The following is a 21113-nucleotide window of genomic DNA, read 5'->3' on the forward strand; positions in this document are numbered from 1 at the left end:
CCACTAATCCACCACCGAAGCGGCTTCATCGTTCGACTTGCATGTGTTAAGCACGCGGCCAGCTTCTCCACCTCCGCCAGGAACGGCATCGAGGCGCGCGACCGCCCCGCGTACACCAGCCGCCACGGCAGCCCCGCCGCTTCCGCCCGCCGGACCATCGGCAGGACCGGCGTGATCCCGATGCCGCCCGCGACGAAGAGATACGCATGACGGTCGGCCAAGGGGAAGCGGTTGCGGGGCCCGCGCACCTCGACCACCGTGCCCTCGCCCAGCGCCTCGTGCACCTCCCGCGAGCCGCCCCGGCCGTCCTCGATCAGCCGGGTGGCGATGGTGTACGTACCGCCGCCGGGCGCCACCGCCTCGGCCGGGTCCCCGCACAGCGAGTACTGGCGCACCGTCCCCGACGGCAGCACCAGGTCGATGTGCGCCCCCGGCTCCCAGGCGGGCAGCCCCTCCTCCCCGGCCAGCCGCAGCGCCACCACGCCGTCGGCCGCCACCGTCCGTTCGGCGACCCGCAGCCGCAGCACCGCACCGTTCCGGCGTTCCCGAGCCCGGCCCGATATCGGCTCCTCCAGGGCGGGCATCGGCCACAGCGGCGAGGTCCTGATCCGGCGCCGCAGCGCGCGCCGGGTGAGCAGCGCGGCGCCGGCCACCGCCAGCACCGCGCCCGGACGCAGCAGTGAGGGCATCTCAGGTCCCTCCCGTGGTGCGTGCCTCGGCCGCGACCGCGGCGGGGGACCGGGACAGGTACGCGGCGGCCTGCGCGGTGCTGCCGTACCGCGAGGGATGGTAGCGGCGGTCGAGGTACTGCGGGATCGAGCGCAGCATGGCGCCCGTGCCCGGCAGCACGCCCTCCCGGCCGCCGCGGAAGAACGCGCGGGCGGACGCCCTGCCGTCGCGGAGCGTCGGGTCGTTCTCCATGAAGAAGCGGGCCCCGCGCTGCCACAGGAACATCAGCGCGCTGAACGCCAGGGCCCAGGTGCGCACCCGCCGCCGGTAGCCGCCGTCGAGATGGACGAAGAGGTCGAAGGCGACGGAGCGGTGTTCGACCTCCTCGGCGCCGTGCCAGCGCAGCAGGTCCAGCATCACCGGGTCGGCGCCCCTGGCGTCCAGCGCGTCCGCGTTGAGGACCCAGTCGCCGAGGAACGCGGTGTAGTGCTCGATCGCCGCGATCAGCGCCACCCGCTCCAGCAGCCACCACTCCCGCGCCCGCCCCGGGGGCAGCGTCCGGTCGCCGAGCAGCTTCTCGAAGAACCAGTCGACCTGCGCGGTGTACGGCGTCGGGTCCAGCCCCTGCGCCTTGAGGTGCGGCAGGACGTCGTCGTGCGCGCGGGAGTGCATCGCCTCCTGGCCGATGAACCCGATGACGTCCGCACGCAGCCGCGGATCACGGATGAGGGGCAGCGCCTGCTTGTAGACGTGGACGAACCAGCGCTCGCCGGCGGGGAGCAGCAGATGCAGCACATTGATGACATGGGTGCTGGAGGGGTCACCGGGGATCCAGTGCAGCGGGGTGTCCGTCCAGTCGAAGGCGACGTCGCGGGCCTTCAGCGGGATGTGCTCGGACGCGACCGGCTGGGGCCGCAGCGAGGCCGTGTTAGACATATCGTCAATGTACTGGGGAGTAAGTGCGTGGCAATACCCCTGCGACAGGGGAAAATTCCGGGGATGGTGGGAGGGAGACCGCAGGAGAGAGGGCCGTCCGTGCCGCCGTGAGCGGGCGGGCGCACGGCGTGTGCCTGTGCTTCACGTTCCCCGAAAAGAAGGAATCCTGTGAGGTTGACCCGTCACCACATGGCCGACGGACACCTCACAGGATGGGTACCGGTCCGCGGCGGGCCGGGCACAAGGCCCCGGACCCGCCGCCCGCGGAGTCACTGCTCCAGGTCGAACTCACCGTCCCGCGCGCCCAGGACGAACGCCCGCCACTCCGCCTCCGTGTACCGCAGCACCACGTCCGGCTCCTTGGAATTGCGCATGGCCACCGCACCGCGCTCCAGGAAAGCGATCTCCACCGCCTCCGCGTCCGGGTCGCCCGGCGCCCGCTGCCAGGTGGCATCGGAAATGTCCAGGCCGTAGAGCCACTCCTTCTCGGCTGCGCTGCCCATGCTGTGCGTTCCCCTCCGTAGTGGTCCGTCAGGGGGGTCAGCGTACGCGCTGCCCGGGGCGTCGTTCCACCGGCGGAACGCGCCGCTCCCACGGGGGAGTACGGCCACTCGCGCCGGCCGGCGCGGCTTCCGTGACCGCGCACCACGCGCGGCCCCAGCGGCGGGGGACCGGGCACCCGCACCGCCCAACAGCTCCTCCGCGCCCGCCCGTCCGTATCCGCGCACCACGCGCGGCCCCAGCGGCCGGGAAAAGGGCACCACGCCGCCCAACAGCCCCACCGCGCCCACCCGTCCGCGCCCGTGGGCCACTGTTCCCCTGAACCTCACCCGCGCGCCTCCCGCGCTTCACGCGACCGGGAGGCGGACGCGGGAACAGTCGGCCGCGAAGCGCCGTACCGGCCATCGGGCCGCACCCGTCCCGGCGGTGCGCCCGGCATCCCCTGGAGGGCCCCATGCACATGGCCTCGACCGCGTCCCCCACCCGCCCCGCCTACACCACGACCCTCGCCCGCACCCCCGACCAGATCCGCGCCGCCCAACGCCTGCGCCACCAGGTCTTCGCCGAGGAACTCGGCGCCACCCTGCACACCCCGCTGCCCGGCCACGACATCGACCCCCTCGACGCCGCGGCCGACCATCTCGTCGTCACCCACACCGCCACCGGCCGCACCGTCGGCACCTACCGCCTGCTGCCCCCGGGGCGCGGCCCGCGCCTCTACTCCGACGGCGAGTTCGACCTCACCGCCCTCGACCCGCTGCGCCCCTCCCTCGTCGAGGCCGGCCGCTCCTGCGTCCACCCCGACCACCGTGACGGCGCGGTGATTACCCAGATGTGGGCCGCGCTCGCCCGCTACACCCTGCGCTCCGGACACCGCCATCTGGCGGGCTGCGCCTCCGTACCGCTCGGCGACGGCGGCACGGCCGCCGCCCACGCCCACGCCCTGGGTCTCACCCGCCACGCCTGCCCGCCCGGCCTCCGCGTCACCCCGCACCACCCCTGGCACCCCACCGTCCCCCTTCCCGAACGCCCCACCCACGCCCCGCTGCCCCCACTACTGCGCGGCTATCTGCGCATCGGCGCCTGGATATGCGGCGCACCCGCCCACGACCCGGACTTCGACGTCGCCGACTTCTTCGTCGTCCTCGACATGGAACGCCTCGACGACCGCTACCGCCGCTACCTCCTGGGACAGCCGTGAACGGGCCCTGGGACATCCGCTCCACCTGCACGGCGCGCTGCGCCACCCACGCCCTGCCCCGCGTCCCCGCCACCGAGGCCGCCCGCCGCTGCGCCGCACTCGCCCGCGCCGCCCACCGGGCCACCACGGACGGCCCCCGCCTCGGCGACCCCATCCGCCTCCGTGGCCACGCCCGCAGCATCCTCACGGCGCTCGGGGTACGGGTGGAGGCGACGTACCGGGGCGGGACCTACGGCCAGGACGCCACGGAGAACACCGCAAGCGCCCCACCCGGGACAGCACCCTCCCCGCTCCCGGGAACCCTCCTCGCCCTCAACCACATCTCCTGGCTCGACACCCTCGCGCTGCTCGCCGTCGAACCGGTGACCCTGCTGGCCAAACGCGAGGTCGCCGCCTGGCCGCTGATCGGCCGGCTGGCCCGCCGGGCCGGAACGCGCTTCATCGACCGCGGCAGCCCCCGACGGCTCCCGCACACCGTCGCCGACCTGGCCGGCCTCCTCGCCTCCGGGCACTCGGTCGCCGTCTTCCCCCAGGCCACCACCTGGTGCACCGCCGACCGGGGCACCTTCCGCCGCGCCACCTTCCAGGCCGCCCTCGACGCGGGCGCCCCCGTCCGCCCGGTGACCCTCACCTACGCCCAGCACGGCCTGCCCAGCACCGTCGCGGCCTTCTGCGGCCCGGACACCCTCGCCGCCTCACTGCGCCGCGTCCTCACCGCCCGGGGACTGACCGTACGGATCATCCTCCACCCCGCACTGCCCCCGGGGGCCGCCGACCGCGCGACCCTCGCCGCGTACGCCCAGACCGTCGTGCGCGCCGGCTGCCCCACGGGGGAGCGGCCGTGCGCGCACCGGATCGCTCCTGCGGCGCCCGGCCGCCGTCAGGCGCTGGGAACGTACTTGTAGCCGACTCGGCGCACCGTCACGATCGACGACCGGTGCTCGGCGCCCATCTTCCTGCGCAGCCGGGCGACATGGACGTCGACGGTGCGCCCGTCGCCCACATGCCCGTAGCCCCACACGGTGGTCACCAACTGGTCGCGGGTGTGCACCCGGTGCGGATGCGCGACCAGATGGGCCAGCAGCTCGAACTCCAGATACGTCAGGTCCAGCGGGCGGCCCTGGACCTGTACGGTCCGCTGCTCGGCGTCGATCCGTACGACGGCGTCGCCGAAGCAGGCCGTCTCGTCGGACGGCGCGTTCCGGGGCGGTGCGGCGGGCCGCTCACCGGGCGCCCCGGCGGCCGTGTCGGCCGGTACGAGCACCAGATAGCCGACCATCGGGGGCCGGCCCGGCAGCACGGGAAGGCTGTGCTGCGGCGCGGGGATCCAGGTCGCGCCCGCGTTCAGCAGCTCGGCCACGGGCGGGACCTCGCCGGGCGCCACGGCCCGCAGCCGCTGCCGTGGCGGTACGGGCGGGACGGCGGGGCCTGCCGGCGTTGAAGTGGCGGACAGAGTACGGACGTTGGTCATGGTCGTCAGCTCTTTCGCGCAGAGGGATCGTCGGGGACGTCGTGCGCGCGGGCAGGGCTGCTGACACCGGTCAGCGGTGTCCGAAGGGGTGCGGGCCCGCGCTCAGTGCGCGCGGCAACACAGACGGTCGAATGCGTGCGCCTGCCGGGACGGCCAGAAGGGCTCAAGGTCGCTGCGACCCGTCGCGGTTTCTGTGAGGCTGGCCATGACCCCCATTAGACCAGACCGCAGTTGATCTGTCCTTCACGCGGGAGCGGGTGTGAGCAGGATCGCCGTGGGGCATACGGGGCGGTCCGTCGCCCGATGGCCCTCCCTGGTGGCCCGCATGCTGCCCCGCCCCATCCGTCCCTCAACCTGCCCCGCAGTCGCAGGTGCCTCCCTCGCACCCCGCGCACCGGCACACTGGTCCCATGGCACCCGCGTTGCACTCCTCCCCGGCGTCCACGCCGACACCCCTGCGCATCGGCCTCCTCGGCACCGGCTTCTGGGCACAGCACGTCCACGCGCCGGTACTGGCCGCCCACCCCGGGACAGCCCTCGTCGGGATCTGGGGCCGGCGCCCCGAGGCCGCGGCGGAACTGGCGCGCACCCACCGCACCCGCGCGTACGCGACCCCCGAGGAACTGTTCGACGTCTGCGACGCCGTCGCCGTCGCACTGCCACCGGCCGTTCAGGCCCCCCTCGCCGCCCGCGCCGCCGGGACCGGCTGCCACCTCCTGCTCGACAAACCGGTCGCCACCGCACCGGACGACGCCCGCACCGTCACCGCGGCGGCGGAGCGCGCGGGCGTCGCGGGCGTGGTCTTCTTCACCGCGCGCTTCGGGGAGAACGAAGCGGAATGGATCGCCCAACAGGCCGAGGCCGGCGGCTGGTTCACCGCGCACGCCGACTGGCTGGGCTCGGTGTTCGCCCCCGACAGCGACAGCCCGTACGCCACCTCCGCCTGGCGGCGCGACAAGGGCGCCCTGTGGGACGTCGGCCCGCACGCCCTGTCCGTCCTGCTCCCGGTCCTCGGCGACGTCACCTCGGTCACCGCCGTACGCGGCCCGGGGGACACCGTGCTGCTGACGCTGCGGCACCAGAGCGGCGCGGCGAGCACGGCGACCCTCAGCCTGACCGCCCCGCGCGCCGCCGCCGGGGTCTCGGTCACCCTGCGCGGCACCGCCGGGACCGCCGTCCTGCCCCGCCGCCAGGACGGCCCCCTCCCCGCCTACCACCGCGCCGTCGACGCCCTCCTCACGGCCGTCCGCACCGGCCGCCCACACCCCTGCGACCTCCGTTTCGGCCTCCGCGTCACCGAGATCCTGGCCCTGGCCGAGGAGGCACTGAACGCCGAATAGCCGCAGGTCAGGGGCTTTTGTCAGTGGTCGCTCGTAGACTGGTCACCAGTCAGCGAGGGTTCATCACAGCTCCAGGAGGTCTCGATGGCCACTGCCACACTCATGACGAAACCTCTCCCGGCCCACCCACTGCCCAAGAAGCCGCTCCCCGCAGGATGGCCGCGCGAGCGCTACGAATCCCACAACCGCCGCCTGAAGGCCATGCGCCTGGCCATAGCCCTGCTCGACACCGGTGTCTACCGCCCCGACGAGGCCGACAACCGCACCATACGCACGACCGCCCGCGACATCGGCGTCCACACCCCCTCCGACACCACCTGCCGTCTGGTACGCGCCCTGCTCTACGACCACTGCTGACGGCCGGCCGGCTCCGGACAGCTCCGGAGCCGGCCCCGCCACTCCGCCCCGAACGCCCTGCCCGCGAACGCGAGGAGAGAGGAAGGGAGGACGCGTTCGGGACCGGCCGGTTCCGTCAGCTCTCCGGCAGCGCCCGGGCCGTGTGGACGGTGGTGGCGGTGAGGAAGAAGGCGTCCGGGCGCCAGAGGATGCCCGTGCGGTCGTCCTCGCCGACGAGGCGCGCCAGGGTGGCGCGGTCCTCGTCGTCGAGCTGCTCCTCGGTCTGGTCCAGCAGCCGTGCCAGACGGGTACGCAGGTACTCGCGGGCCGGAAGCCCCAGGGGGGCCGGGAGATCGGTGAGGAAGGTGCGGGTACCGGCGGGGGTGAGACCCGCCCCGGCAAGCATCGCGGGCCAGTCCTCGACCGTCGCCACCGCACCCGGGATCTGTGCGCGCATGGCGGCGAACCGCTCCTCGACGGCGGCGTCCAGACGGGCCTGGAGGCCCGGACGGCCCATGCCGAAGTCACGGGGGAGGAAACGCGGGGGCAGCCCGCGTTCGACGACGGCGAGCAGACCGCCGGGCCGCAGGCGGGCGGCAAGGGCCTTCAACGCCGCCCGCTGGTCGGGCAGATGATGGACCACATGGCTGGTCCAGATCAGATCCGCCCGGCCGAGGGAGCCGAACGCGTCCGGCAGCTCGGCCTGCTGAACGGTCACCCGGTCGGCCAGCCCCTGCGCGGCCGCCCGGCTCCTGACCCGTTCCAGCAGACCGGCCCCCTGGTCGACCGCGACGACCTCGGCCTGCGGGAAGGACCGGGCAAGCACACAGGTGGCCACCCCGGGCCCGCTGCCGACGTCGAGGACGCGGCGGACCTGCGGGCCCCCGGCCGCCTCACCGCCGAGCAGCCCCCGCAGCCAGCCCGCCGCGCCTTCGAGGAACGGCGTGTGCAACTCGGCCTCGCGCTCCAGATGCGAGGCCATGGCCTCCCAGTCGAGTTCCTCGGTGTGCGCGGCGCCATGCGGGTGGTGGGTGTGATGCGCGTTCATGAACGGTTTCCTGTTCCGGGAAGGGATGAGGATGAGGAGGAACTGCTCCAGGGACGGAGGGGACGCGGGGGACCCCAGGGGCGCGGGGACGGGACGAACACCACGCGAAAGGACGCCGCTACCGTACGCACGACGGAACGCCGGCTTCCGCCGCCCGCCGCTCCTCGACGGCCCGCGCCACGTCCTCGTCCACCAGATCGTGATGGAGTGCGATCGCGGCGGCCGCACCCCGTCCGGCCGCGGTGACGACCTGCGCCCGGGGCTCGGTGACATTGCCCGCCGCCCACACACCCGGCACGCCGGTACGGCCCGACGCGTCGGTGAGCACCGAGCCGTCCTCGTCCGTGTCACACCCCAGCTCCGTCAACAGGGAGCTGTGCGGCACCGTCCGGGGGACGACGAACACCGCGTCGCGCGGCACCATCCGCCCGTCGCCCAGCTCGACGCCCGCCAACCGGTCGCCGGTCACCGCCACCCCGTAGCCGGCCGCCTCGGCGCGCCCCACTTCCGGCAGCGCCGCCGGTGACATCCCGTCCCGCGACAGAAAACCCCGCATCCGCGCGGCCGGGGCGTTGCGCGGCTCCCCGGCGTCCACCACCGCCACCCGGCGGCGGGCCCGCGCGAGTACCGGCGCGGCGCTCGGCCCGGCCGCCTCCGCGCCGATCAGCACCGCGTCGTACGCGACACCGGCCCCCGCACTCCGTACGGCGGCGCTCCCCGGCGCGCACCGCACCCGGCCGTCGCTACTCTTGCTGTACCTCTGGTCGCCCACGGCGATCACCTCCGCGCACAGGGTGCGGCCACGGGGCATATGTAGCAACTTCTGTTGCTGTTTCCGGGACGGCTGCGGTGCAATGGACGGCATGGACCGTTCACCCGACATCACCCGCGCCCTGTCCGAGGTCGGCCCGCGCCTCAAACGCCTGCGTGCCGAACGCGGCGTGACCCTGGCGGCGCTGGCCGAGGCGACCGGTATCTCCAAGAGCACCCTCTCCCGCCTGGAATCCGGCCAGCGCCGCCCCAGCCTGGAACTCCTGCTCCCCCTTTCCCAGGCGCACCAGGTACCCCTGGACGAACTCGTCGGCGCCCCCGAGGTCGGCGATCCCCGCGTCCGCCTCACCCCCCGCCAGGTGAACGGCGGTACCGTTCTCCCCCTGACCCGCCAGCCGGGCCCCCTCCAGACCTACAAAATGATCATCCCGCCCACCCGTGGCACCCCCGACCCCTGCACCCACGAGGGCTACGAGTGGCTCTATGTCCTCTCCGGCCGCCTCCGCCTCGTCCTGGCCGACCACGACCTGACCCTCTCCGCGGGCGAGGTCGCCGAGTTCGACACCCGCCTCCCCCACTGGTTCGGCAGCGCCGGCACCGAACCCGTAGAAATCCTCAGCCTCTTCGGCCGCCAGGGCGAACGCATGCACGTAAGAGCCAAGCCACGGGCGGGGGAGAAGCACGGGGAGTGACCGGCCGGGCGCCCGCGGCAAAGGCGGACGGAGGGGACCCGTGCTGGTACAAGCCCTCCGCAGCGCCCTTCTACCGCGATGCCGGGTGAGAGGAATTCACCTGATGAGGACCGGAAGAAGCGGCCGGAGACTTCTCCGGAACATCCGTCGCACCAGCACCAGCACCAGCACCAGCACCGCCGCTGCCGCCCAGGGCGTAGACGACAAGGAAGAGGAGAAATAGAGCGATCACCACTCCCTTCCCTTCCACTCCTCCTCCCGCAGCCCCAGCGGTACGGCTTCCCCCTCCTTCGCTCCCCGAAGCGGAACGATTGAGCCGGCGGACGTGCGGCCGGACATAGCGACCCTTGCGGAGATGTCCCCGCACACGGGTCGTAGAACCCGCCGCAGAGGGCTGGGAAACGTCCGCGTCCGCACGGCATGGCGCGCCTGCGCGACGAGCGGCCGGAGAGGCGCCCGTCCTCGTACGGCGATGGTGCGGTCGAACCCAGGTTCCGTCACGGCGATGGTGACCACGAACATGTGTCATCGATGAGTCCCTCGAAGCAAGCGCGATGGAAGAAAGGGCGAACCCCGCCCCGACACACTCATCACGGTAGCCCGCCCCACCGACAGTCGACGGTGCCCCAACTGCCAGCTATTGACACGCAGTTGAACGCCGTCGACTCACGCTCCCCGCTGAACTCCCGACAACACTCAAGAACCACCTCGCCAACGCCCCGGCCCCCACCTCTGGCCGATGAACCCTGCACGATGGCGCAAATCCCCCTCCGCAGAGAGGCCACCCAACGCCGCCTTCCCCACATGCGCGAGGGCCGCTGATCGCCGGGCCGGCAGCTTCAAGCGGCTTCCTCCAGCGGCACCGCCGACCGGCTCACCGCTCGTCCCGCCCCGCTTCGGACTCTCCGGCCCCACACTCCCCGCCACGAGGGGAAGGCACCCCGGCGTCGATGACTCCTGCCGAGTGGTCGCCGGGTTCGCCGCTCCGGTTGAGTTCGTACCGCACCTGCCGCCATGCCCGGATGATGTGCGGCAGCTTCGACAGCACCTCGCTGACCTGCGTCAGCAGCAATGTGACGCAACCGAACACGGCGAGGATGACCAGCGTCACCTCATCCCACTTCACAGCGCGGCCTCCGTCTTCTGCCGGTACCTTTCTTCGCTTCTGCCGAGGTGCCGGCCCGGGCGGGTGAACGGCCTGCGTTCGGCTGGGGTTCGGAAACCGCGCCGCTTCTCAGGGCGGGGCTCCATTCCGAGAGTCCCGTCATGGGCAACGGCTCTCAGAACGGCTTTCCCGGAATCACTCAGGGACCGCATAAGAGTGCGAGCCAGGGTTCTACCAGTACTTCTGGGCATGTCGATACCTCGCGCCGCCCCGGCCGGCACGTCAGGCCACATACCTGGTGACCCACTGATGTCGGTATGCGGAGTCGGGCGGACCACGCCCCTGCGCGGCCTCCTCGGGTGCCGGGGCCCGCAGGAATACGCCGCTCACCGACTCTCCGCGAGCCGGATTCATCGATGCTGTGCCCCAGTGCGAGGGACTTCCCCGCCCCGGCCTCTCGGTGGACGGACGGGACGGACGCCCTGCTAACCCAGGGGCACGCGCCGGGCGATCCAGTCGAGGGCCTCGGCGCCCAGGAGGTCGGGTGCTTCGCGCAAGGCGGTCTCCACCGCCGCGAGGTCGGCCAGCGCCTCGGGCGCGTCCGACCGGTCCAGCGCGGCGAGATGCTCCATCGCCGAGGCGACGACGCCGGGCCAACGCGGCATACCGAAGTGGGTGGAAGCCTTGAACGCGGCCGAAGCGGCTCGGTGCAGCAGCCCCGCGCGCCAGCCCTGTTCCCGTATCACCTCCGTGGTGAACCAGACGCGATCGTCGACGTGCTGTACGAATTCCGCCACGGACGCGGACACCTGCCGCAGCGTGAAGCGTGAGCCGCCGGCCCACGGGAGATTCACGTCCGAGGCGACGGCCGTGAACGCGAGCAGCGCGTCGGGCCCGTCGTCCCGCGCTGCCACCAGCGCCGCCCGCGCCCTGCGGTACAGATCGACGCTCTGCGCGAAGATCTCCCCATCGCTCGGCCCGTCGTCGGCCGCGTGGATCACGTCCAGCGGCCCGTCCCGCCAGGCGTCGGCGACCAGACCGACGGCCGCCGCGCTCACCAGGACATCCGTATCGTTCGCGTCCACACCGAAATGCGCCAAGGCTGCGGGGGTCTGTTCCTCGATGTCCGGGAACAGCGTGCGCTTCTCCTGCGTCCCGGATCTTCCCGAGAGAGGCACGAGAGGTTCGGGCTCCGGCTGCTCCACGGTGACTCCGTGTTCCGCCAGATCCTCGAAGACGGCGTCCGGCCCGCAGTCGATCTCCGAGACCTCATGGCGTCCTGAGCAGCCCTCCGGGCACTCGAACTCCTCGCACATCTCCGGTTCCTCGGGTTGCGCCTCATTGATCAGGTGGTAGGCAAGCCGTTCCGCCACCGCCTCCCGCGCCGAGATCATGGCCAGGTTCAACCGGAATGCCGTGTCCTTCAACATGGAGTCCTCGCGATCCACGGAGACGGGCGGCTCCGGAGCGTCCGGGACCCAGGCGTACGCCGATTCCAACGAGATCAGCAGCCAGGCGATCCGCGGCGGCTCGGTGCCGTCGCCCTGCGCCAACTCGGCCACGGCCTCCGCGGCCCGCCGCACGCTGCCGAGCCGGGCGAGATACCGTTCACGTTTCGGTAGCCAGTCGGCGGCCTCCTCGCGGGCCTGCTCGGCGTCCTGATCCAGCGCGGCGTCACGGGCCCGCCGTGCCCGGGCGACCAACCGGGTCAGGCAATCGTGACAGCCGAACAGCCCCGATTCGGGCGTCGGACCGAGTGGTACGGGCGGCCGGTCCCCGAAGGGTTCGTTGCAGAGACAGCAGTCCAGCGCTCCGACCTGCCGTGAGGTGGGAACGGTCGGCAGCGCGGACCGGATCATGGCATGGGCGTAGGCAGGTATGTGCATGGGCGGGCAACTCCTCGGAAGAAGGCGCCGATTCGCTCACGGCGCTGACTCCATGCTCGGGGCCGGATCCCTTCGCTTGTCATCGTTTGACGTCCGGGACAAGGAAGTTGGCGAAATCTGACATGTGCCGATCTGCCAGCGACTTCTACGCTCTTGGCGCTATCTGACGGATAACCGGGCCGTCACCGAAGGGCCGAAAGGAACCCCTGTTCCGTGACCACCGACACTTCCCCCGCGAACGAAGCCCACCGAGAGCTGGTACGGGCGCTGGAAGAACTCCACCGGGCGGCGGGCCGCCCCGGCATGCGGAAGGTGAGCGCCCTGATCAAGGAGGGTGATCATCCGGCGCTCGTCAGCCATGAGGGAGTCCGTACGACCCTCAAGGGCCTGACCGTACCGCGTTGGGAGACCGTGCAGTCGATCGTGGAGGTGCTCGCCGCCGCCTGCGTCGATCCGCCCCGGGACCCGAAGGGCGAGGTGGCACGGTTCCTCCCCCTCTGGCGCGCGGTGCTGGAAGGAGAGCCGGTCGGCATGAAGTCGGCCCGCGAACTCGCCCTGTCACAGGGATGGGGCACGGACGACGGGCGGTGGACCGCAGAAGCGCTGCTCGGCATGATGATCAACCCGTTCAACGCCATCGAGATCGCTCCCTCGCTCGCGGTGCCGCACGAACCGTTGATCTCGGAGGACCAATGGGTGCAGGTCGGCGTCCGCCTCATTGAGGAGCACGGCGCCGAACTCGCCCTGCGCGCCCTCCTGCGGACCCTGAAGGGCGACTACCTCGGCGCCGAGGAGGGCAGCCCCTTCGGCTACCGCTACCAGGACCAGGAAGCTGTGGACGCGCACATGGCCTTCGAGTACGGCTGCGAGCGCGCGCTCCAGCGCCTGGCCGCCGAACCGAACCTCCTCCAGCGCTCGATCAGCGCGATGCACGCAGACGAGACGATGGATCGCGAGGAGCGCATCGAGATGTTGCGCGCCGAATCGGACGCGTCCTTGATGCGGGAGATCATGACCGCGACCCCGGAGACGTGGCACGAGCTCTCCGAGGAAGCCCACCGCCAGATCCTCGGCTACCTGATCAAGGAGATCGGCCCGATGGGCAGGTTCGGCCTCCCGCCGGAGCAGCGCTTCCGTATCGCCTGGCGCGTCCCGGAGCCGCCCGCGGCGTAGCGTCGCCCGTCACTCACGGCGAAGGCCGCCACCCCGGGACGGGGATGGCGGCCTCCGCGTGGAATCCGCGGCTCAGAGGTCGAAGTACAGCTCGAACTCGTGCGGGTGCGGGCGCTGCTGGATCGGGGCGATCTCGTTGGTGCGCTTGTAGTCGATCCAGGTTTCGATCAGGTCGGCGGTGAAGACGCCGCCCTGCTGGAGGTACTCGTTGTCGGCCTCAAGGGCGTCGAGGACGGCGGGGAGGGAGGTGGGGACCTGGGGGACGTTGGCGTGTTCCTCGGGGGCCAGCTCGTAGAGGTCCTTGTCGATCGGCTCGGCGGGCTCGATCTTGTTCTTGATGCCGTCGATGCCGGCCAGCAGCAGGGCGGAGAAGGCCAGGTACGGGTTGGAGGACGGGTCCGGGGCGCGGAACTCGACGCGCTTGGCCTTCGGGTTGGTGCCGGTGATCGGAATGCGCATCGCGGCGGAACGGTTGCGCTGCGAGTACACCATGTTGACCGGGGCCTCGAAGCCCGGGACGAGGCGGTGGTACGAGTTCACCGTCGGGTTGGTGAAGGCCAGCAGCGACGGGGCGTGCTTGAGGATGCCGCCGATGTAGTACCGGGCGGTGTCCGAGAGGCCCGCGTAGCCCTGCTCGTCGTAGAAGAGGGGTTGGCCGCCCTGCCACAGGGACTGGTGGACGTGCATGCCGGAGCCGTTGTCGCCGAAGATCGGCTTGGGCATGAAGGTGGCGGTCTTGCCGTTGCGCCAGGCGACGTTCTTCACGATGTACTTGAAGAGCATCAGGTCGTCGGCGGCGGCGAGCAGGGTGTTGAACTTGTAGTTGATCTCCGCCTGGCCGGCGGTGCCGACCTCGTGGTGCTGGCGCTCGACCTGGAGGCCGGCCGCCTCCAGCTCCAGGGAGATCTCGGCGCGCAGGTCGGCGAAGTGGTCGACCGGCGGGACCGGGAAGTAGCCGCCCTTGTAGCGGACCTTGTAGCCGCGGTTGTTCTCCTCCGCGCCGGTGTTCCAGGCGCCGGCCTCGGAGTCGATGTGGTAGAAGGACTGGTTCGCGCTGGTCTCGAAGCGGACGCTGTCGAAGACGTAGAACTCGGCCTCCGGGCCGAAGTACGCGGTGTCCGCGATGCCGGTGGAGGCCAGGTACGTCTCGGCCTTCTTGGCGATGTTGCGCGGGTCGCGGCTGTACTGCTCGCCGGTGATCGGGTCGTGGATGAAGAAGTTGATGTTGACGGTCTTGTCGCGGCGGAACGGGTCCACCCGCGCGGTCGACAGGTCGGCGCGCAGTGCCATGTCGGACTCGTGGATCGCCTGGAAGCCGCGGATCGAGGATCCGTCGAACGCCAGCTCCTCCGTCGGGTCGAACGCCGATGCCGGGATCGTGAGGTGCTGCATCACGCCGGGCAGGTCGCAGAACCGGACGTCGATGAACTTGACGTCCTCGTCCACGATGAACTTTTTGGCCTCGTCGGCGTTCTGGAACATCCAACTCCTCCTAGCCCGGTCACCGGTCGGCGGACGCGGGGTTTGCTACCTGGAACGCGTCCCTGTGGGTGGCGCGCTGAGCCCGACCATAGGTAGGCGGGATTTCCCCGGCATGACCCATTTGTTTCACCGAGGTTAACCGGTAGGCAGCCGGTAACACCCCTGGTCGTGGGCCATCGGGACGTGCGCCGTGCCGCCGCGGCGTCCCGGCGGGGCCCGGCCCCCGCGCCCCGCCCGGAAGGGGTCGTATGCGGTCGCAGTACCGTGGACGGGTGGACAACAGGCAAGCAATCGGATCATGGATCTCCGGGCCGCGTGCGGCCGCCGAGGGCATGGGCATCGCATTCGGCTACCGCGGGCAGCGGCTCGGCCTGCCGGAGGAGGGGCCGGGCTCGATCGCGCGCCCCGGGCGCCGTATCGCCGCGCTCTTCATCGACTGGGCACTGTGCCTGCTGATCGCGTACGGGCTGTTCAGCGGCGGCAGCCCGCAGTCGGCGGGCAACTGGGCACTGGTCGTGTTCGCGGTCATGAGCATGCTCACGGTGGGCACCGTCGGTTTCACGCCGGGCAAGCGGATCCTCGGTCTGCGGGTGATCGCCGACGACGGCGGACGCCTCTCGCTGCCGCGCGTGGTGCTGCGCACCGCCCTGCTGGTGATCGTCATCCCCGCCGTCATCTGGGACCGCGACGGCCGCGGACTGCACGACCGGCTGACGCGGGCGGTACAGGTCCGGATCTGAACCACCGGCCCGGCCGCGGTGGCGCCGTATACGGGCGGCTTGTCGGTTCATCCGCACGGGCGATGCCGTACGGGAGTGAAGGGCACGGGCGCGCGCCGTCCGCTCCGACGCACGCCCCCTGCGGGGAGGCGCTACGGCACACGGTCCCGGGCACCTGGCATATGCCGCCGACGCAAGGCCCCCGGACACCACAACGCCCCGGAGCGTGTCATCCGCTCCGGGGCGTCATGCCGTTCATCCGGTCGTCGTACGGTCCGCCACCGGGGTGACGAGGCCGGTCAGCGCGTCTTGCCGCCGCCCTTGGGCATCCGCATGCTCTTCGGCATCGGGCCCTTCGGGACGGGCATGTTGCTCATCAGGTCGCCCAGGGCGCGCAGGCGGTCGTTGACGACCGTCACCTGGGGGCCGGGCAGGACGCGGGGGAGCTTGAGCAGCGTCGTACGGATCTTCTTCAGCGGGACCTGGCCCTCGCCGTCGCCGACGATGATGTCGTGGACCGGGGCATCGGGGACGGTGCGCGCCATCCGCTTCTTCTCGGCCGCCAGCAGCCCGCGCAGCCGGTTCGGGTTGCCCTCACCGACCAGGACGACGCCGGCCTTGCCGACGGCGCGGTGCAGCACGTCCTGGTTGCGGTTCATCGCCACCGCCGGGGTGACGGTCCAGCCGCGGCCCACGTTGTCCAGCACGGCGGCCGCCGCGCCCGGACGGCCCTCCATCTGCCCGAAGGCGGCCCGCTCGGCGCGCCGTCCGAAGACGATCGCCATCGCGAGGAACGCCAGCACGAAGCCGAGGATGCCCGCGTAGACGGGGTGGCCGATCAGGAAGCCGATGCCGAGGAGAACGCCGAACACGACGATGCCCACGCCAGCGACGACCAGACCGACCTTGGAGTCGACCGAACGGGTCATCTTGTAGGTCAGGGCGATCTGCTTGAGCCGCCCGGGGTTCCCAGCGCCGGCAGCGCCGTCTGAGTTTGCCTTCCTCGCCATACCCCGAAGTTTACGTGGCCCGCGGGTGCCCGGTCGCCGCGGCCTCCAGTACGTCCTGGGCCTCCCGCCGGTCGTGGGCCCGGCGGCGGTCCTCCAGTACCGAGGTCCAGGCGTTGCGGCGGGCGGTGCGCTGGCCCGAGCGCAGCAGCAGCGCCTCGACGGCGCGCAGGGCACCGGTGACGGAGGGCAGGGGACGGACGGGGGCGCGGAGCGGCGCGGCCTGCATGACGGGTTCTCCCTCGGGGACGACGACGGAGGTGCGGGAGCGGTGGGACGCGAGTGCTCCCCGCGTCCCATCGTGACCGATGGGTGTTTCCGGCGGATGACCCACCCGTCACGCACCAATGACACGGTGACGCGGCCCGCGCACCCCCTGTCCGGGGGAGTGCGGGCCGCGTGCTCCCAGCATGTGCCAGGTCGCGCCGATCGGCGCGCCGGGACGGCCGTACGGCTCAGACCGCCCGGCCGGACGCCTCGACCTCGCGCCGCTCGACCGCCTGCCGGTACAGGCGCCCGGCGCGGTAGGAGGAGCGGACCAGCGGACCGGACATCACTCCCGCGTAGCCGATCTCCTCCGCCTCCTCCCGCAGCTCCACGAACTCCTGGGGCTTGACCCAGCGCTCGATCGGGTGATGGCGGACGGACGGACGGAGGTACTGCGTGATCGTGATCAGCTCGCAGCCCGCGTCGTACAGGTCCTGGAGCGCCTGACTGATCTCCGCGCGCTCCTCGCCCATGCCGAGGATCAGGTTCGACTTGGTGACCAGACCGGCCTCGCGGGCCCGGGTGATGACCTCCAGCGACCGCTCGTAGCGGAAGCCCGGCCGGATGCGCTTGAAGATCCGCGGCACCGTCTCGACGTTGTGCGCCAGCACCTCGGGGCGCGACGAGAAGACCTCGGCCAGCTGTTCGGGCTTCGCGTTGAAGTCAGGGATCAGCAGCTCGACGCCGGTGTCCGGCATCGCCTCGTGGATCTTGCGGACCGTCTCGGCGTACAGCCAGGCGCCGCCGTCCTCCAGGTCGTCGCGGGCGACGCCGGTGATCGTGGCGTACTTCAGGCCCATCGTCTGCACGGACTCCGCCACCCGGCGGGGCTCGTCACGGTCCAGCGCCTGCGGCTTGCCGGTGTCGATCTGGCAGAAGTCGCAGCGCCGGGTGCACTGGTCGCCGCCGATGAGGAAGGTCGCCTCGCGGTCCTCCCAGCACTCGTAGATGTTGGGACAGCCCGCCTCCTGGCAGACCGTGTGCAGGCCCTCGCTCTTCACCAGGCCCTGCAGGTGGTTGTACTCGGGGCCCATCTTCGCCCGGGTCTTGATCCACTCGGGCTTGCGCTCGATGGGGGTCCGGCTGTTCCGGACCTCCAGGCGCAGCATCTTGCGTCCGTCGGGTGCGACAGCGGACACGTGGCGCCCCTTTCTGCTATCGCGGGCATTCGATTCTGCGGCGTACACCAGGGTACGCCCGGTAAATCGCACGTCTTTACGTGCGGGCCAACCCCGGATGCGAGGCCGGCATTCCCCGTCGGGGCGGCTCTCAGACCGCGCGGGGCAGCAGCTCGGCGTTCTCCAGGACGTTCCGCAGATGCTTCTCGACGAGGGGCAGCACCTCGGCGATGGTGACCTCGCGGCCCAGCTCCCCGGAGAGCGAGGCGACCCCGGCGTCCCGGATGCCGCACGGCACGATCTTGTCGAACGCGGTGTTGTCCGGGTTCACGTTCAGCGAGAAGCCGTGCATCGTCACGCCCTTGGCGACACGGATACCGATCGCGGCCAGCTTGCGGTCCTCGCCGCGCTGGCCGGCGTTGGACGGGGCGTACTCCGGGCCGCTGAGCCGGGAGTCGAACTCCTCCGACAGCCGCGGGTCGAAGTCCAGCTCCAGACCGCCGAGGGCGGGCCGCCGCTCCACCGGGTCGCCCAGCACCCACACCCCGCTGCGGCCCTCCACCCGCGTCGTTTCGACCCCGAGGTCCGCGCAGACGCGGATCAGGGCGTCCTCCAGACGGCGTACGTGGGCCACGACGTCCACCGGACGCGGAAGCTTCTGGATGGGGTAGCCGACGAGCTGGCCCGGACCGTGCCAGGTGATCTTCCCGCCGCGGTCCACGTCGACGACGGGCGTGCCGTCCAGGGGGCGCTCGTCATCGGTCGTCCGGCGGCCCGCGGTGTACACGGGCTGGTGTTCCAGAAGCAGACAGGTGTCGGGTACCTCGTCCGCGAACCGGGCGGCGTGCACCCGGCGCTGCTCCTGCCAGGCCGCCCCGTACTCGACGGCGTCCGCCCCGAACCCCAGGTGCACAAAGCGCAGCCCCTCGGTCGCGGGAGTCTCCCCACGGGAGATCGCAGTCACGGCAACTCCTCTTCGAACCTCTGTTGCACTTTTCCTGCAACGTCTGATGCCACTTCGCGCCCATGCCACTGTACGGCCGGGCCGTCCCCACCCGGCAGGCGGCCGGTCGCCGGGGCCCCTCCGAAGGCCCCCGCCGGTCCGTGGACCACAAGAGCCCTGCTCACACGATCGGATGAACGAGGCGCCAAGGACGGGAGAACGGCGCCGAACGCCGTTACATTCGCGCCGATCCATAGGGTGATGAGCATGCCGGACAGGGTCAGGCCGGCCCCGCCCGGAAGGCAGGAGACCGGTAGAGCTGATGACGGAACGACCCCCGCACCGCACGCCCAACCGCAGGCTTGCCGCGCTGATCGCCGAGGCGGGATTCTCCAATGCCGGTCTGGCCAGACGCATCGACCAACTCGGCATCGAGCACGGCCTCGACCTGCGCTACGACAAGACGTCGGTGACCCGCTGGCTGCGCGGACAGCAGCCGCGGGGCACCACTCCCGCGCTGATCGCCGAGGTGTTCACCCGGCGCCTAGGCCGCCGGCTGTCCGCCCAGGACCTCGGCCTGGAAGCCTGCGCCCCGGTGTACGCCGGGCTCGAATTCGCCGCGACCCCCAGCGAGGCCGTGGACATCGTCACCGGTCTGTGGCGCAAGGACTCCGGGAGCCACGCGGAGCTGCGCAAGATCGCCTTCACCCCGGCGGGGCTGGTGGTGCCCAGCCGGGACTGGCTCATCGGCCGGGCCGACGAACGGGTGGCCCGCGGCGACGCGGGCGACGCGGCCCAGGCCCGGGTGCCGTTCCAGGGCCGCCTCTCGGTGCCGCGCCAGCGCCGTACCGAGCACCCCGAGCGCGGCCACGGCTCCCGGGTCACCGCGGGCGACATCGCGGCCCTGCGCTCGGTCGGCGACCTCTTCCGCTCCCTCGACCACGCCTACGGCGGCGGCCACGCCCGCCAGGCCCTGGTCCGCTACCTGGAGCACGAGGCGGAGCCGATGCTGCGCGGCACGTACGGCGAGGCCACCGGCCGCAAGCTGTTCGCCGCGGCCGCCGATCTGACCCGGCTGGCGGGCTGGACCTCGTACGACATCGCGGCACACGGCCTCGCGCAGCGCTACTTCGTGCAGGCGCTGCGGCTGTCCCAGGCCGCCGGCGACCGCGCGTACGGCTCCTACGTCCTGGTGACGATGAGCCGGCAGGCCGTCTATCTGGGGCACGGCAGGGAGGCCGTCCAGCTGGCCCGGGTGGCGCAGCAGGGCGTCGGCGGCAGCGCGCCGCCCGCGGTGCAGTCGCTGCTGCACGCGGCGGAGGCGCCCGGGCACGGCGTGCTGGGCGAGGTGCGGGCCTGCACGGCCGCGCTGGCCCGCGCGGAACGGGCGCTGGAGGCCGCCCGGCCCGGCGACGAGACCCCGCACTGGGCGCGGTTCTTCGACGAGGCGCAGCTCGCCGACGAGCTGGCCCACTGCCACCGCGACCTCCAGCAGTACCGCGCCGCCTCCCAGCACGCCGAGCGCTCCCTCCAGCTCCGCTCGGCCGGGTTCGCCCGCAGCAGGCTGTTCTGCCGGGTGGTGCTGGCGACCGCGCGCCTGGGCCTGGGCGAGCTGGACCAGGCGTGCACGCTCGGCGCCGAGGCGGCGTTGCAGGCCGCCGAGATGCGCTCGGTCCGCGCCCATGAGTACGTACGGGACTTCGAGCGCAGGCTGGAGCCGTACCGGGACGCGGCGGCGGTGCGCGGGTACCGGGACCGGGTGGCGGCGCTGGGGTGACGGTACGGGCCGGTGCGGCGTCCCCCGGGGCCCGCACCGGCCGGGCTCAGGCCGCGGTGCTCAGGGTGGACGGCTCGGCCGGGGCGCGGCGGCCGAAGTCCTTCAGCAGGGCCTCGGCGGCCCGGCGGCCCGAGTTCAGCGCCCCCTGGAGGGTGCTGAGGTCGCGGTGGTCGCCGCAGACGTACAGGCCGGACAGCACCCGCACCGGGCGCTCCGGGTCGTGCGGCGCCGGCATCGCGGGCACCGCGTACGCGTCGTGACGGCCCGCCAGCAGCCGCCAGTCGCCGTCCGTGCCGTGGATACGGGCCAGCCGTGGCCGGACCTGCCGGTCCAGCTCGTCCAGGGGCAGCGCGGCGGCCGGGCCGAGCACCACGGTGGTGACCAGGGAGCGGCCGGCGGGCGCCCGGGAGGGGTCGATGGCCCCGGCGGCGTAGGTGTACGCGACGGGGCCGTCCGAGGAGAGGAACAGCGAGGTCTCGCGCCAGGCGGCGGGCGCGGCCGACGCGCTGGTGTGGTGCAGCACGGTCGCCGCGTGGAACGGCGGCGTCCGCAGCCCCGGCAGCAGCTCCGCCGCGTCCCGCGCCCCCGTGGCCACCAGGACGGCGCGGCAGGGCACCGGGCCATGGGCCTGAGTGGTGACCCCGTTGGCGGAGACCGAGGTGACGCGGACG

Annotated in this window: 22 protein-coding genes; 8 read left to right on the forward strand and 14 right to left on the reverse strand. The window is 72.2% G+C overall.

Annotated features, from left to right (window positions below):
- The 3 genes from AC51EU_RS13720 to AC51EU_RS13730 all read right to left on the reverse strand — a co-directional run.
- On the reverse strand, positions 1-689 hold a 689-nt coding region (locus AC51EU_RS13720), incomplete at its 3' end, for a ferredoxin reductase (RefSeq protein WP_496267164.1).
- A gap of 1 nt (position 690) precedes the next feature.
- Positions 691-1605 carry a metal-dependent hydrolase gene (locus AC51EU_RS13725; protein WP_496267165.1) on the reverse strand — a complete coding sequence of 305 codons (915 nt, stop codon included), beginning with the start codon at positions 1603-1605 and terminating at the stop codon, positions 691-693.
- Positions 1606-1874: 269 nt separating this feature from the next.
- Positions 1875-2108, reverse strand: a complete 234-nt coding sequence (locus tag AC51EU_RS13730) for a DUF397 domain-containing protein (protein ID WP_496267166.1) — start codon at positions 2106-2108, stop codon at positions 1875-1877.
- Between the two features lie 452 nt (positions 2109-2560).
- Between AC51EU_RS13730 and AC51EU_RS13735 the strand changes: the two genes are divergently transcribed.
- Positions 2561-3307: a GNAT family N-acetyltransferase gene (locus AC51EU_RS13735; RefSeq protein ID WP_496267167.1), complete on the forward strand. Its 747-nt coding sequence runs from the start codon at positions 2561-2563 to the stop codon at positions 3305-3307.
- Positions 3304-4212, forward strand: coding sequence for a lysophospholipid acyltransferase family protein (locus AC51EU_RS13740; RefSeq protein ID WP_496267168.1), 909 nt, complete (start codon positions 3304-3306; stop codon positions 4210-4212). Before AC51EU_RS13735 ends, AC51EU_RS13740 begins: the two co-directional genes overlap by 4 nt.
- Here the strand turns inward: AC51EU_RS13740 and AC51EU_RS13745 are convergent.
- Entirely contained in the window at positions 4188-4778 is a 591-nt protein-coding gene (locus AC51EU_RS13745) for a winged helix-turn-helix domain-containing protein (protein ID WP_496267169.1), read from the reverse strand. The two genes, AC51EU_RS13740 and AC51EU_RS13745, sit on opposite strands and share 25 nt — an antisense overlap.
- Positions 4779-5188: 410 nt before the next feature.
- On the opposite strand from AC51EU_RS13745, the gene AC51EU_RS13750 reads away from it, so the two are divergent.
- Both AC51EU_RS13750 and AC51EU_RS13755 read left to right on the forward strand, forming a co-directional pair.
- Positions 5189-6118: a Gfo/Idh/MocA family protein gene (locus tag AC51EU_RS13750; RefSeq protein WP_496267170.1), complete on the forward strand. Its 930-nt coding sequence runs from the start codon at positions 5189-5191 to the stop codon at positions 6116-6118.
- Between the two features lie 84 nt (positions 6119-6202).
- Positions 6203-6475: a hypothetical protein gene (locus AC51EU_RS13755; protein ID WP_496267171.1), complete on the forward strand. Its 273-nt coding sequence runs from the start codon at positions 6203-6205 to the stop codon at positions 6473-6475.
- Between the two features lie 115 nt (positions 6476-6590).
- Here AC51EU_RS13755 and AC51EU_RS13760 read toward each other — a convergent pair whose 3' ends face one another.
- Entirely contained in the window at positions 6591-7502 is a 912-nt protein-coding gene (locus AC51EU_RS13760) for a class I SAM-dependent methyltransferase (protein ID WP_496267172.1), read from the reverse strand.
- Between the two features lie 118 nt (positions 7503-7620).
- Positions 7621-8274: an FAD-dependent oxidoreductase gene (locus AC51EU_RS13765; protein ID WP_496267173.1), complete on the reverse strand. Its 654-nt coding sequence runs from the start codon at positions 8272-8274 to the stop codon at positions 7621-7623.
- 91 nt (positions 8275-8365) lie between these two features.
- Between AC51EU_RS13765 and AC51EU_RS13770 the strand changes: the two genes are divergently transcribed.
- Complete coding sequence (locus tag AC51EU_RS13770; protein WP_496267174.1) at positions 8366-8965, forward strand: helix-turn-helix domain-containing protein; 600 nt, start codon at positions 8366-8368, stop codon at positions 8963-8965.
- An 874-nt stretch (positions 8966-9839) separates the two neighbouring features.
- Here AC51EU_RS13770 and AC51EU_RS13775 read toward each other — a convergent pair.
- On the reverse strand, positions 9840-10091 hold the full coding sequence (locus AC51EU_RS13775; RefSeq protein ID WP_496267175.1) for a hypothetical protein: 252 nt from the start codon (positions 10089-10091) through the stop codon (positions 9840-9842).
- A 464-nt stretch (positions 10092-10555) separates the two neighbouring features.
- Positions 10556-11929, reverse strand: coding sequence for a hypothetical protein (locus tag AC51EU_RS13780; protein WP_496267176.1), 1374 nt, complete (start codon positions 11927-11929; stop codon positions 10556-10558).
- 240 nt (positions 11930-12169) lie between these two features.
- Between AC51EU_RS13780 and AC51EU_RS13785 the strand changes: the two genes are divergently transcribed.
- Positions 12170-13129: a hypothetical protein gene (locus AC51EU_RS13785; protein WP_496267177.1), complete on the forward strand. Its 960-nt coding sequence runs from the start codon at positions 12170-12172 to the stop codon at positions 13127-13129.
- A gap of 72 nt (positions 13130-13201) precedes the next feature.
- Here the strand turns inward: AC51EU_RS13785 and glnA are convergent, their stop codons facing one another.
- Positions 13202-14611 (reverse strand): type I glutamate--ammonia ligase, encoded by a 1410-nt coding sequence (gene glnA / locus AC51EU_RS13790; RefSeq protein ID WP_496267178.1) that lies wholly within the window; start codon positions 14609-14611, stop codon positions 13202-13204.
- A 272-nt stretch (positions 14612-14883) separates the two neighbouring features.
- On the opposite strand from glnA, the gene AC51EU_RS13795 reads away from it, so the two are divergent.
- Positions 14884-15351, forward strand: coding sequence for an RDD family protein (locus AC51EU_RS13795; RefSeq protein WP_496267179.1), 468 nt, complete (start codon positions 14884-14886; stop codon positions 15349-15351).
- Positions 15352-15629: 278 nt separating this feature from the next.
- Here the strand turns inward: AC51EU_RS13795 and AC51EU_RS13800 are convergent, their stop codons facing one another.
- The 4 genes from AC51EU_RS13800 to lipB all read right to left on the reverse strand — a co-directional run bounded on the left by AC51EU_RS13800 (position 15630) and on the right by lipB (position 18686).
- On the reverse strand, positions 15630-16340 hold the full coding sequence (locus tag AC51EU_RS13800; protein WP_496267180.1) for a DUF4191 domain-containing protein: 711 nt from the start codon (positions 16338-16340) through the stop codon (positions 15630-15632).
- Between the two features lie 10 nt (positions 16341-16350).
- Positions 16351-16566, reverse strand: coding sequence for an SCO2195 family GlnR-regulated protein (locus AC51EU_RS13805; RefSeq protein WP_496267181.1), 216 nt, complete (start codon positions 16564-16566; stop codon positions 16351-16353).
- Between the two features lie 226 nt (positions 16567-16792).
- Positions 16793-17743, reverse strand: coding sequence for a lipoyl synthase (gene lipA / locus AC51EU_RS13810; RefSeq protein WP_496267182.1), 951 nt, complete (start codon positions 17741-17743; stop codon positions 16793-16795).
- Between the two features lie 130 nt (positions 17744-17873).
- Positions 17874-18686, reverse strand: a complete 813-nt coding sequence (lipB, locus tag AC51EU_RS13815) for a lipoyl(octanoyl) transferase LipB (protein WP_496267183.1) — start codon at positions 18684-18686, stop codon at positions 17874-17876.
- 301 nt (positions 18687-18987) lie between these two features.
- Between lipB and AC51EU_RS13820 the strand changes: the two genes are divergently transcribed.
- Positions 18988-20442, forward strand: a complete 1455-nt coding sequence (locus tag AC51EU_RS13820) for an NsdA family TPR-like regulatory protein (protein ID WP_496267184.1) — start codon at positions 18988-18990, stop codon at positions 20440-20442.
- 46 nt (positions 20443-20488) lie between these two features.
- Here AC51EU_RS13820 and AC51EU_RS13825 read toward each other — a convergent pair.
- On the reverse strand, positions 20489-21113 hold a 625-nt coding region (locus tag AC51EU_RS13825), incomplete at its 5' end, for an FAD-dependent oxidoreductase (RefSeq protein WP_496267185.1).

The organism is Candidatus Streptomyces philanthi (assembly GCF_059553635.1).

Coding starts and splice junctions, on each gene's coding strand:
- AC51EU_RS13725 (WP_496267165.1), bottom strand. CDS start 1,605: ATGTCTAACACGGCCTCGCTGCGGCCCCAGCCGGTCGCGTCCGAGCAC.
- AC51EU_RS13730 (WP_496267166.1), bottom strand. CDS start 2,108: ATGGGCAGCGCAGCCGAGAAGGAGTGGCTCTACGGCCTGGACATTTCC.
- AC51EU_RS13735 (WP_496267167.1), top strand. CDS start 2,561: ATGCACATGGCCTCGACCGCGTCCCCCACCCGCCCCGCCTACACCACG.
- AC51EU_RS13745 (WP_496267169.1), bottom strand. CDS start 4,778: ATGACCAACGTCCGTACTCTGTCCGCCACTTCAACGCCGGCAGGCCCC.
- AC51EU_RS13750 (WP_496267170.1), top strand. CDS start 5,189: ATGGCACCCGCGTTGCACTCCTCCCCGGCGTCCACGCCGACACCCCTG.
- AC51EU_RS13755 (WP_496267171.1), top strand. CDS start 6,203: ATGGCCACTGCCACACTCATGACGAAACCTCTCCCGGCCCACCCACTG.
- AC51EU_RS13760 (WP_496267172.1), bottom strand. CDS start 7,502: ATGAACGCGCATCACACCCACCACCCGCATGGCGCCGCGCACACCGAG.
- AC51EU_RS13770 (WP_496267174.1), top strand. CDS start 8,366: ATGGACCGTTCACCCGACATCACCCGCGCCCTGTCCGAGGTCGGCCCG.
- AC51EU_RS13780 (WP_496267176.1), bottom strand. CDS start 11,929: ATGATCCGGTCCGCGCTGCCGACCGTTCCCACCTCACGGCAGGTCGGA.
- glnA (WP_496267178.1), bottom strand. CDS start 14,611: ATGTTCCAGAACGCCGACGAGGCCAAAAAGTTCATCGTGGACGAGGAC.
- AC51EU_RS13800 (WP_496267180.1), bottom strand. CDS start 16,340: ATGGCGAGGAAGGCAAACTCAGACGGCGCTGCCGGCGCTGGGAACCCC.
- AC51EU_RS13805 (WP_496267181.1), bottom strand. CDS start 16,566: ATGCAGGCCGCGCCGCTCCGCGCCCCCGTCCGTCCCCTGCCCTCCGTC.
- AC51EU_RS13820 (WP_496267184.1), top strand. CDS start 18,988: ATGACGGAACGACCCCCGCACCGCACGCCCAACCGCAGGCTTGCCGCG.